Genomic DNA, 10895 nt, shown 5'->3' on the forward strand with positions numbered 1-10895 from the left:
CCGGCGATGTCGGGCGACGTGTACATGACGGAGTTCGGGTTGAACAGGCCGGTGACGATGACGTTGTCGACGTAGTTGATGAGGCCGCTGCCGAACTGCTTGAGGTCGCGTGAATCGGTGGCGAAGACGGACATCAGGAACGGGGAGAACTGGAGACCGGCGGTGACGGTACCGAAGCCGCCGTTGATGCCGACCCACGCTTGGCGACCGAAGAAGTTGCCGTTGGAGTTGGCGAAGCCGCCGTTGCCGATGTTGATGCCGCTTTCGAGGTTGAAGATGGCGCTGAGCCCGCCGCCGAGGTCCTCGGAGCCGCGCAGGCCGAAGCGGGTGGCGTTCTGTCCGGCGGTCTGGAACGAGAACTGCCGGCCGGCATTGGATCCGTCGGGGGCCTGAGTCTTGCTGGTGTAGAGGAGGGAGGCGTCGGCGATGCCGTAGAGGGTGACGCTGCTCTGCGCGTGGGCGGCGGGAATGGCGGCGAATGCGCAGGCGCCGGCGGCGGCATATTGAATGGCTCGAATGACGGACTTCTTCTTCGCGGACTCTTTCTTCGTCATGACAGGCATCTCCGGATATTTATTGAAATGATTCGTGTTGCAAACGATCGTTGCACCGCAATCACGGCGCGCGGCGCGCATGCTCGTCGATCGCGTCGACGATGCGCGTCCACAGCGGCATCGGCAGCGCGTGGCCCATCCCTTCGAGCACGACCAGCTTCGCGTCCGGCACGGTCTGCGCGACGTCGATCCCGCATTCGATCGGCACCAGCGGATCCGCATTGCCGTGCAGCACGAGTGTCGGCACGTGCAGCGACGCGAGCCGCTCCTTGCGGCTGCCCGATGCGAGAATCGCCGCGAGCTGCCGCGCGACGCCCGGCGGATTGATCCCGCGCGCGAACGCGCGCGTTGCGCGCGCGACGTCGACGGCTTCGTCCTCCGTGTACACCGGGCCGCGCAGCACCTGCATCACCGCGCGATAGCGCGCGAGGTAGGCCCCACGCTCGAGCGGCGTCGGCGTCAGCAGCGCGGTCATCGCTTCGGGCGTCGGCGGCGGCAGGCCGGGCGCGCCGCTCGTCGCCATGATCGACGTCAGCGAGCGCACGCGCGCCGGGTAGCGCAGCGCGATCTCCTGGCCGATCGCGCCGCCCATCGACGCGCCGACGACGTGCGCGCGATCGAGCCCGAGCGCGTCGAGCAGGCCGATGCTGTCGGCGGCCATGTCCGCGAGCGTGTACGGCACGTCGAGCGGCTGGCCGGCCATCGCGCGCGTCAGCAGCGCGGTGACGTTCGGCACGCCGGCCTGATCGAAGCGCGTCGATAGCCCGATGTCGCGGTTGTCGAAACGGATCACGTGGTAGCCGCGTTGTGCGAGCTGCTCGCAGAAGCCTTCCTCCCACGCGATCATCTGCGTGCCTAGGCCCATCACCAGCAGCAGCGGCGGCGCGGCGGGATCGCCGAAGGTGTCGTACGCGAGCTCGATACCGTTTGCTTTCGCGCGGACGACGGGGGGAGTGGACGGAACGCTGTTCATCGGGTCTCGTTCGGAATAGGGGAGGGGATCGAAAAATCCGGGCCGCCCGAAGGCGGCCCCGGTGGGCGCGTCAGCCCGCGTTTTGCGACGGCTGGTGGGCGCGGACCGTCATCATCAGCAGCAGCCCGGACAGCGCGTACACGGTGACGACGAAGAAGAGGCTGTACGCGGGGTTGTGGCTGCGCTCGATGATCATCGCGTTGATGCTCGGGCTCACGGCGGGCCCGAGGTTGCCGAAGCTGCTGATCACCGCGAGGCCGGCGGCGGCCGAGCGCGCCGACAGGTACTCGCTGGCGATCGCCATGGTCAGCGGCGTCAGCGACGCGACGCCGAACACCGCGACCGACAGCGCGATCACCGAGCCGGTGATGTTGCCGCTCAGGGCGGCGGTCGCGAGCAGGCCGCCGCACGCGAGCGCGATCGAGAGCAAGTAGTGCCAGCGCCGCTCGCGCCGCCGGTCGGAACTCGAGCAGATCAGCACCATGCCGGCCGCGCCGACCGCGTTCGGAATCGCGACGAGAACGCCGACGAGCAGCACGTCCTTCACGTGCCAGCCGTGGACCAGCGTAGGCAGCCAGAAGATGAGGATGTAGGAGCCGGACAGCGCGAGGCAGTACACGAGCGCCAGCATCCACACGCGGAAGTCGCGGAACATCATGCCGACGCCCGCGTCGCCTTCGCTCTCGATGTCCTTCTCGTCGTGCGCGAGGCTTTCGCGAACGATGGTCTTCTCGGCGTCGGTGAGCCACGTCGCGTTGTCCGGCTTGTCGGCGAGCGCGACGAACGCGACGATGCCGATCAGCACGGCCGGCAGCCCCTGCACCAGATACAGCCACTGCCAGCCGTACATGCCGCTCAGGCCGTCGAAGTACTTGAGGATCGCGCCGCACAGCGGCCCGGCGATGATGCCGGAGATCACGGTCGCGGTCATGAAGTACGCGATCACCTTGCCGCGGCGATGCGACGGATACCAGTACGTGAAGTACAGGATGATCCCCGGGAAGAAGCCGGCCTCGAACGCGCCGAGCAGGAAGCGCGCGACGTAGAACTCGGTCGGTGTCGACACGAACATCATCGCGGACGCGGTGATGCCCCACAGCACCATGATGCGCAGCAGCGTCTTGCGCGCGCCGATCTTCTCGAGCACCAGATTGCTCGGGATTTCGAACAGAAAGTAGCCGACGAAGAAAATCCCCGCGCCGAGGCCATACACTGCTTCGCCCCACGGCAGCGTGTGCTTCATCTGCAACTGCGCGTAGCCGATGTTCGTGCGATCGAGGAACGCGATCACGTACGCGATGATCAGGAGCGGCACGAGATGCCGGTTGATTTTCGAGTAGGTCGCTTCGGTCGCCGAGTCCATCAATGCGGGCGATTGCGAAACGTTGCGGGTCACACTCGGGTTCATTGACGTGTCTCCTTGGTCGATCGGAGTTGGCGCATGGGCGCTTCTCTCGGATCCGATCGTTTATTGGATGCGGCCGTTTGTGTGCCGTGCGAACGCGCGCGGTGCGGCGCGCGTTCGCACGATAGGGTCGCGGCGGCCGGCGAGCCGCCGCGCGTGGGATGCCGCGCGCTCAGCCGTCGAGCGACGCCGGCTTCGTGGATTCTCCGTGCTTCGCCGGCGCCTGCGCGAGCGCGTCCGCATCGGGCAACGCTGCGTCCGCGCCCGATGCGTCCTTCGCGTCGGGCGCTTCGTCCGCCGCTGCCGCCTTGTCCGCTTTGTCCGCCTTCGCCGATTTCGCGGCCTTCGCCTTGGCCGGCGCGGCGTCCGCTTTCGCCGGCGCGGCCTCGGCTTCGTCGACCGACGGCAGCGCCTCGATCTCGCGCAGCGCGGCCTTCAGCAGCTCGATCAGCTCGTACGACTCGTCCTGCGACAGGATGCGCCGGCACGCGGTGAGACCGAAGTCGAGCTGGCCCGCGTAGCTCTGCACGGTGATGTTCAGCGCGGAGCCGTGATACGGGATCGACACCGGATAGAAGCTCAGCATCTTCGCCCCGGCGACGTACAGCGTTGACGGCGGCCCCGGCACGTTCGAGATCAGCACGTTGGCGGCCGCCGGCATCCGGCTCGCGAGATTCGAGCGGCCATACAGCGACGCGAGGCCGGTCATGATCCACGGCGAGCCGTTGAACGGCATGTCGAGCCGCAGCACCGGCTGCAGCTCGCGCACGACGGCCTTCGCGGCCTCGGACGACGCATGGATCGTCTTGAAGCGCTCGGCCGGATCCTTGACGTCGGTCGCCAGGTCGACGCGCACCGCCGACACCTGGTTGTTCATCGAGTCGTCGTCCTTGTCGCGCAGGCTGACCGGCACGGCCGCGATCAGCGACTGCTTCGGCAGCAGGTCGCGCTGTTGCAGGAAGTTGCGCAGCGCGCTTGCGCACATCGCCATCACGATCGTGTTGACGGTGCCGCCGACGCGCTTGCCGAGCGCCTTCACGTCGTTGAACGGCAGCGACAGCGTGCTGAACGAGCGCTGGTTGGTGATTGAATCGTTGAAGATCGTCTTCGGCGCGAGCCCGAGGTTCAGGGCGCGCTCGCCGGGCTTGGTCCGCTGGTCGGCGAGCACGCGCGTCGCGGTCGTCAGCGCGCGCGAGATCTGCGGCAGCGTCTGGCCGAGCTTCTGATACTGCGACGTCGCGTTCTTCAGCGCGGCCTGCAGCAGTTCGGCGACGCCGAGCTGGTAGCTGTTCGCGCGGCGCTTCCTCCGCGGCGGCGGCACTTCGCGGATCTCGGGCGTCGTGTCGTACAGCACCTTCGCGAGCTCGGTGCCGGCCTTGCCGTCGACGCCGCTATGGTGCGCCTTCGTGTAGACCGCGACCTGGCCGTTCTCGAGGCCCTCGATCACGAAGATTTCCCACAGCGGCCGGCTGCGGTCGAGCAGCGTCGAATGCAGCCGCGCGACCAGCATCTCGAGCTGCTTCATGCTGCCGGGGCGCCGCAGCACGTGAGAGCGCACGTGATAGTCGAGATCGATGTCGTCGTCCTCGATCCACACGGGCTCCGCGAGCTCGAACGGCATCTGCGCGAGCTTGCGGTTCAGCACCGATGCGAGATGCATGCGGTCGCCGATCATTGCCTTGAAGTCTTCGTAGAAATCGCCGTCGTAATCTTCGGGCAGTTCGAGCAGCATCAGACTGCCGACGTGCATCGGCGTTTCCGGCGTCTCGAAGTGCAGGAACGATGCATCGAGATTGCTCAGATGATCCATCGGTACTCCTCCTCATTCGTTCGTGATGGCGGGCGGGCGCGGGCGCCCGGGCCGTTCAGGCCCGGGCAGGCTTTCTTTCAGGCCTGTGCGCCGCGCTCGCGCGCGTCCTCTTCCTGCAGCGTCTTTTTCGAGATCTTGCCGACCGGCGTCTTCGGCAGCTCGGCGCGGAACGCGAGCGCCTGCACCATCTCGTGCTTGCCGAGCTTGTCCTTCAGGAACGCCTGCAGCGCGTCGAGCGCGAACTCGTCGGTGCCCGGCTTCAGCACGACGAACGCCTTTGGCGACTGGCCGCGATATTCGTCGGGAACCCCGATCACCGCGACTTCCTGCACCGACGGATGCTGGTAGATCGCTTCCTCGAGCACGCGCGGATACACGTTGTAGCCGCTGCACAGCAGCATGTCCTTCGTGCGGTCGACGATGAACACGTAGCCGTCGTCGTCCATGTACGCGACGTCGCCGGTGCGCATGAAGCCGTCGAACGTCGTCACGTCGGCGGTCGCGTCCGGGCGCTTCCAGTAGCCCTTCATCACGTTCGGCCCCTTGATGCACAGCTCGCCGGACTGGCCGAGCGGCACGTAGCGGGTCGGGTCGTCGACGTCGAGCATCCGGATCTCGATGCGCGGGCTCGGAATCCCGCACGAGCCCGGCTTGCGCGGCAGGTGCGACGGCGTGAACGTGCCGGTCGGCGACGTCTCGGTCATCCCCCAGCCTTCGGAGACCTTGACGCCGCTCAGCTCCTCGAAACGCCGGCCGACCTCGGCCGGCAGCGGCGCGCCGCCCGAGTTGACGAACTTCAGCGATCGCAGGTTGTACTTGCCGATGTCCGGATCGTTGATCAGCGCGGTGAGCATCGTCGGCACTGCGCAGAAAGCGGTGATCTTGTTGTTCTGGATGTCGGCGAGGATCGCCTTCGGCTCGAAGCGCATGTGCTGGATGATCTCGGCACCCGCAAGGATCCCGAACAGCATGTTGACCGTCAGCGCGTAGATGTGGAACGGCGGCAGCACCGCGAGCACGCGCTCCACGCCTTCGCTGAGCACCGGGTTGTCGCCGCCCGTCTGCGTCCACGCCTGCGTGCACGCGGAGCTCAGGTTCGCGTGCGTGAGCATCGCGCCCTTCGGCATGCCGGTCGTGCCGCCCGTGTACTGCATCACCGCGAGCGCCTCGCGCGGATCGGCAACCGGATGCCGCACATAGTCGCCGTCGTTGTCGATCAGCTGCGCGAACGTGATGTGCCGGTCGTCGACGGGCACGTCGGCGAGCTGCTTCGCGGCGCGCAGTTGCTCGCGAACCGCGTCGGGCGCGGCCGACATTTCCGCGACGTTGCCGACGATCAGCTTTTTGAGCCGCGTCTTGTCGAGCATCGGCGCCATGTTCGGATACAGCGCGTTCAGATCGACGGTCATCAGGTAGTCGGTCTGGCTGTCCTCGATCTTGTGCTCGAGCACGCTCGACGCGTCGAGCGGCGAGTAGTTGACCACGGTGCCGCCGGCTTTCATGATCGCGAACAGCGCGACCACGTAATGCGGCGTGTTCGGCAGATACAGGCCGACGTGCACGCCCGGCCCGACGCCGAGCTGCTGCAGGCCCTTCGCCATGCGGTTCGTGATCGACTGCAGCTCCGCGTAGGTCGTGCGCTTGCCCATGAACTGCAGCGCCGGGCGGTCGGGCCACTTCGCGGCGCTGTCGTCGAGCAACTGATGAACCGGCTTCGGTGCGATGTCGATGTCCCAGCGCACGCCGGGGGGATACGATTTGATCCAGGGCATGTCGTTCATGTCGTGCTCCACTGCGGGGTTGCCCTAATCGGCTAAAGACAGCGGCTAAACAGCGGCTAAACAGCGGCTGAAGACGGCGGCTTCAGACGGCCGTGAGTCCGCCGTCGACGGCGAGCGTCTGTCCGGTGATGAATGCGCACGCGTCGGTCGCGAACAGCGCGGTCACGCCCTTCAGATCCTCGGGCCCGCCGACGCGGTTCATCGGCGCCATCGCCGCGGCCCCTTCTTCGCCGAGCGCGGCGTCGATCGCCGCGGTCATCTTCGTCGGGAAATAGCCGGGGGCGATCGCGTTCACGTTGATCCCGTACGGCGCCCACTCGGCCGCGAGCGTGCGCGTCATGTTGACGACCGCGCCCTTGCTCGCGTTGTAGGCGAGCGTCGGCATCCCTTCCGGGTAGGTGCCGGTGAGGCCCTGGATCGACGCGATGTTGATCACCTTGCCGCTCTTGCGCGGCACCATGCAGCGGCGGCCGACCTCCTGCGTGACGACGAAGATCGCGGTCACGTTCAGCGTGATCACCTTGTTCCAGCCGTCGAGCGGATGCTCGATCGTCGGCGCGCCCCACGACGTGCCCGCGTTGTTCACGAGCACGTCGATCGGGCCGAGCGTGTCGATCACCTGCCCGACCATCGGGGCAATCGCGTCGAGGTTGCCCATGTCGCAGACGATCGGCAGCGCCTCGATGCCGAGCGACGCGAGATGTGCGGTGGCCTCGTCGAGCTCGTGCTTCTTGCGCGCGGTGATCGCGACCTTCGCGCCGAGCTCGCCGAGGACCTCGGCCATCTGCAGACCGAGGCCGCGCGAGCCGCCGGTGACGAGCGCGACGCGTCCCTTCAAACTCTGAAGTGCGGTAAGACTCATGTCGCGAACCTCACTTCGGCTGCATCAGTTTTTGGAGATTCGCGAGATTTTCCTGCAGCCGGTCCTGAACGACCTGCCATGCCTTCGTGCGCGCGGCGGCCTCGAGCGATGCGAGCTCCTGGAAGTTCGCGATCGCCTGCTGCACGCCCTGGCGCGCGTTCTCGGCGTGCTTCGCCTGCATGTCGGGGCCGAGCGAGTCCTTCAGGGATGCCTGCCATTGCGCGAGCGTCTGCTGCAGGATTTCGTTGTGCCGCTCGACGAGCGCCTTCGTCCCTTCGTATGCCTGACGGTTCGCCTCGATCAGCGCTTCCATGTCCTTGCGCTGCCAGTCGAGCATCGCGGCGAGATCGACGCCCGGAAGCTGGAATTTCTGGAACTGCTCGGTCAGCTTCGACAGGTCGAGGCCGGGCACCTGGAATTGCTGCATCAGCTTGCCGAGATCGCCGAAAGCGGACAGATCGAAGGCCGGGCGTGCGTCGTTGTCGGAATCGGTCTTGGAGGAACGGGTTGCCATGAAGGTGTCTCCGGTTGTGTTTGTGATGAACGTTCGTGCCGGCCGCGAAGGCGGCCGGCCGATGCTGCGGATCCTGCGGATGTTGCCGGTGACGCGGATGTCGCCGATGGTACGGATGTTGCCGACGGCGCGGGTATTGCCGATGGTGCAAATATTGCCGATGGTGCGGATATTGCCGATGGTGCGGATATTGCCGATGGTGCGGATATTGCGTTACGGCATCGCAGGGGCGGCGCGGAACTCGGCGGCACTGCCGTCGTTCCTGCGCTGCGGATAAAGATACCGCCAAGGGCCGTTGCGGTCGAATGGCCACCATTCGCCTTCGGGCAGCGCGAGCCGGTCGGCGATCGCGTATACGACGGCCGGGTGGTGCCCGAGGCCGCAGTGGCTGCCCTCGACCTCGATGTTCTCGGTCATGCTGCCCGCTTCCTCGAGGCAGGTTTCCCAAGCGACGACGCCGTCGGTGCGGCTGTAGATCGACGTCGCCGGCACGGGCGGCGGATGGCGCATTTCGAGGCGGCGCGGCAATTCCTGGTCGACGGTACGGCCGCTCAGATATTCGTAGAGCCGCCACGCGTTCGTCGCTCTCGGCGAGCCGGCGAACGGGCTGCCGAGCGTGATCACCTGGCGCACGAGATCCGGATGCGCGTGCGCGAGATCGCGCGCGTAGATGCCGCCGAGGCTCCAGCCGATCACGCTGACCTTGCGCTGATAGCGGTCGGCGAGCTCCTTCAGGCGAGCATGCAGCGATTCTTCGACACCGGGGCGCAGCCCGCGATTTTGTCCCTGCTTCCAGCCGTGCGCGGTATAGCCCTGCGCGTTCAGATACGTGCGCAGCGGACGCGTCGAGATATCGCCGGCCGCGAGCCCGGGCAGCACGAGCACCGGGTGGCCGTCGCCGCGCGGCGCGAGCCGCAACAACGGGTAAGCGACGAAGAACGCCTGCAGTTCCAGAAAGGCACGCGCTTCGAGCGCCATCAGGCTCAGTGAAGGGGGGCGCGGTGCGTCGTGGGTGTTGGGCATGTCCGTATCGTTCTCCCGATGAGCACGTTGGAGGAGCATCGTCGCCGGCGGCCGGTGAGCCGGGCGGCAACGCACGGGCGGCGTCGCGCGCGAGCGATGCGCGATGACCGCGGGTCGAGCATTGAGCAAAGCGTAGCGACCGCGCATCGGCAAAGGGAGGTTCGTTTGGTCCGCTTTGCCGGTTAGTTTGGGACATCGTAGCGCAGGCCCGTCAGGCGCGCGATTCGGGCGATACCCGGGGTCGATTTCGGCTGTGATTTCGGTCACGCCGTCCGCAATTAACCCTCTGAGCGGATCGATCTAACCTTCCCGGCGTCTGACGCCGTTGTTACGCTGTATTCACCTTTCACGTCAGACGAATGCGGTCGTGCGCGTGTGGTTCGTTTCGCTCGCGCGCGGCCGTCCGCAGGATGAGGATCGACATCGTGTATCGGCCGTCGCCCAGTCTCTTGGATCGTATTCATCCGCCGCGCGTGATCGCGGCGATCGTCGCCGTGCTCGAGGAGGACGGCATCGTCGCGTCGGACGCACTGGCCGGCAGCGGCCTCGAGCGCGAGCATTTGCGCCTGCCCGGCACCTACGTGTCGTACCGGCAGATGGAGGCGGTGATCCGCAACGCGCTGCGCCTGTCGACGGATCCCGCGGTCGCGCTGCGCTGCGGGCGGCAGATGCACGTGACCGCGTTCGGCATGTACGGCTACGCGATCCTCAGCAGCCAGACCTACGCGCAGGGGATCGACATCGTCGTGCGCTACAGCCGTCTCGTCGGCGCGGCCGTCGACATCGGGTTCTCGCGTGAGGCCGGCATCGCGACCTGCACGTACGATCTGCTGCTGTCGCGCCACTCGGCCGACGACGTTCATCGCTTCGCGGTCGAATTCGCGTGCGCGACGCAGCTCACGCTGAGCCGCGATCTGTACGGCGACACGTTCGGCTTCCTGCGACTGAATTTCATGCATGCGCGGCCCGCGCACGCGGACGAGTACGAGCGCGTGTTCGGCTGCCCGATCGCGTTCGGCCAGCGCAGCAACGCGGTGCAGTTCGACGCGGCGTGGATCGACCGCCCGACGCTTGCCGATCCGAACGCGCATGCGTTCGCGCACGCGTTCGGCGAGCAGTTGCTGGATCGCGCGGAGCGCAGCGGCGGGCTGGCCGGCGACATCCGGCGGATGCTCGTCACGCGTCCGGGCCGGTTTCCGGGGATCGAGGCGATGGCGCGCGAGCTGTCGCTGCATCCGCGCACGCTGAGGCGCCGGCTCGACGCCGAGCAGATCACGTACCGGCATCTGCTTGCCGAGGTGCGAATGCGCCTCGCGACCGAATATCTCGGCAAGACGCGGATGACGAACGAGGAGATCGCGAGCCGGCTCGGCTACAGCGACGTCGCGAACTTCCGTCACGCATTCAATCGCTGGACGGGCCGCAGCCCGTCGGATTTCCGCGAGACGATGCGCGCGGAACAGGCAGAGCAGGCAGAGCAGGCAGAGCAGGCGGAGCAGATGGAGAGTACGACGGGCTGAGCGGAGTAGAGGATCGTGCAGCGGCCGGCGTCGAGCCGGCCGTTGCCGTTTACTTCGTCATCAGAACGAATGCTGGATACCGATGTCGGCGGCGAACTGGGAGCCGGTGACGCCGAACGGCGCGCCGTTGATCGCGAGGCCGGTGTCCATCAGGCCGTGGTTGTTCACGTAGGCGATCTGCGAATAGAGCATGGTGCGCTTGGACAGCGAGTAGTCGAGGCCGACGGAGCCGAGGATCGAGTGGTTGTTGGAGTCGTTGCCGTCGCGGGTGTAATAGACGCCGCTGTCGAGTGCGAGTGACGGGGTGATCGCATAGTCGACGCCGCCGGAGATCACGCGGTTGTCGAAGGAGCCTGCGACCTTGTAGAGGGTGTAGGCGGCTTTGACGGTGAACTTGTCGAAGTGATAGCTGGCGCCGATGTTGCGGCCGGCGAAGGCGATGGTGCTGGGGAA

11 protein-coding genes are annotated in these 10895 nt (G+C 66.7%); 2 read left to right on the forward strand and 9 right to left on the reverse strand.

The genetic code is table 11. The features are described from left to right. From HZI36_RS26405 to HZI36_RS26435, 7 genes are all read right to left on the reverse strand, one after another. Window positions 1-554: porin (locus tag HZI36_RS26405; RefSeq protein WP_179405621.1), on the reverse strand; the 554-nt coding region annotated here is incomplete at its 3' end. 61 nt (window positions 555-615) lie between these two features. Next, window positions 616-1527, reverse strand: coding sequence for an alpha/beta fold hydrolase (locus HZI36_RS26410; RefSeq protein WP_179405622.1), 912 nt, complete (start codon window positions 1525-1527; stop codon window positions 616-618). Between the two features lie 70 nt (window positions 1528-1597). Further along, entirely contained in the window at window positions 1598-2935 is a 1338-nt protein-coding gene (locus HZI36_RS26415; RefSeq protein WP_179405623.1) for an MFS transporter, read from the reverse strand. A gap of 169 nt (window positions 2936-3104) precedes the next feature. Further along, entirely contained in the window at window positions 3105-4742 is a 1638-nt protein-coding gene (locus HZI36_RS26420; protein ID WP_179405624.1) for a WS/DGAT/MGAT family O-acyltransferase, read from the reverse strand. Between the two features lie 77 nt (window positions 4743-4819). After that, on the reverse strand, window positions 4820-6523 hold the full coding sequence (locus tag HZI36_RS26425) for a long-chain-fatty-acid--CoA ligase (RefSeq protein WP_179405625.1): 1704 nt from the start codon (window positions 6521-6523) through the stop codon (window positions 4820-4822). 82 nt (window positions 6524-6605) lie between these two features. Next, window positions 6606-7385 carry an SDR family oxidoreductase gene (locus tag HZI36_RS26430; RefSeq protein WP_179405626.1) on the reverse strand — a complete coding sequence of 260 codons (780 nt, stop codon included), beginning with the start codon at window positions 7383-7385 and terminating at the stop codon, window positions 6606-6608. 10 nt (window positions 7386-7395) lie between these two features. After that, on the reverse strand, window positions 7396-7899 hold the full coding sequence (locus HZI36_RS26435) for a phasin family protein (RefSeq protein WP_218884358.1): 504 nt from the start codon (window positions 7897-7899) through the stop codon (window positions 7396-7398). Between HZI36_RS26435 and HZI36_RS26440 the strand changes: the two genes are divergently transcribed. Then, window positions 7898-8176 (forward strand): hypothetical protein, encoded by a 279-nt coding sequence (locus HZI36_RS26440; RefSeq protein ID WP_179405627.1) that lies wholly within the window; start codon window positions 7898-7900, stop codon window positions 8174-8176. The two genes, HZI36_RS26435 and HZI36_RS26440, sit on opposite strands and share 2 nt — an antisense overlap. Here HZI36_RS26440 and HZI36_RS26445 read toward each other — a convergent pair. After that, on the reverse strand, window positions 8113-8922 hold the full coding sequence (locus tag HZI36_RS26445) for a PGAP1-like alpha/beta domain-containing protein (protein ID WP_179405628.1): 810 nt from the start codon (window positions 8920-8922) through the stop codon (window positions 8113-8115). The genes HZI36_RS26440 and HZI36_RS26445 overlap by 64 nt on opposite strands. 449 nt (window positions 8923-9371) lie before the next feature. Here HZI36_RS26445 and HZI36_RS26450 point away from each other — a divergent pair, with 449 nt between their 5' ends. Then, window positions 9372-10442, forward strand: coding sequence for an AraC family transcriptional regulator (locus HZI36_RS26450; protein WP_218884359.1), 1071 nt, complete (start codon window positions 9372-9374; stop codon window positions 10440-10442). 60 nt (window positions 10443-10502) lie between these two features. Here the strand turns inward: HZI36_RS26450 and HZI36_RS26455 are convergent. Further along, the coding region (locus HZI36_RS26455) for a porin (protein ID WP_179405629.1) at window positions 10503-10895 on the reverse strand (393 nt) is incomplete at its 5' end.

This window comes from Burkholderia guangdongensis, assembly GCF_013403875.1.
In the GTDB taxonomy this organism is placed as follows: domain Bacteria; phylum Pseudomonadota; class Gammaproteobacteria; order Burkholderiales; family Burkholderiaceae; genus Burkholderia; species Burkholderia guangdongensis.

Coding starts and splice junctions, on each gene's coding strand:
- HZI36_RS26410 (WP_179405622.1), bottom strand. CDS start 1,527: ATGAACAGCGTTCCGTCCACTCCCCCCGTCGTCCGCGCGAAAGCAAAC.
- HZI36_RS26415 (WP_179405623.1), bottom strand. CDS start 2,935: ATGAACCCGAGTGTGACCCGCAACGTTTCGCAATCGCCCGCATTGATG.
- HZI36_RS26420 (WP_179405624.1), bottom strand. CDS start 4,742: ATGGATCATCTGAGCAATCTCGATGCATCGTTCCTGCACTTCGAGACG.
- HZI36_RS26425 (WP_179405625.1), bottom strand. CDS start 6,523: ATGAACGACATGCCCTGGATCAAATCGTATCCCCCCGGCGTGCGCTGG.
- HZI36_RS26430 (WP_179405626.1), bottom strand. CDS start 7,385: ATGAGTCTTACCGCACTTCAGAGTTTGAAGGGACGCGTCGCGCTCGTC.
- HZI36_RS26440 (WP_179405627.1), top strand. CDS start 7,898: ATGAAGGTGTCTCCGGTTGTGTTTGTGATGAACGTTCGTGCCGGCCGC.
- HZI36_RS26435 (WP_218884358.1), bottom strand. CDS start 7,899: ATGGCAACCCGTTCCTCCAAGACCGATTCCGACAACGACGCACGCCCG.
- HZI36_RS26445 (WP_179405628.1), bottom strand. CDS start 8,922: ATGCCCAACACCCACGACGCACCGCGCCCCCCTTCACTGAGCCTGATG.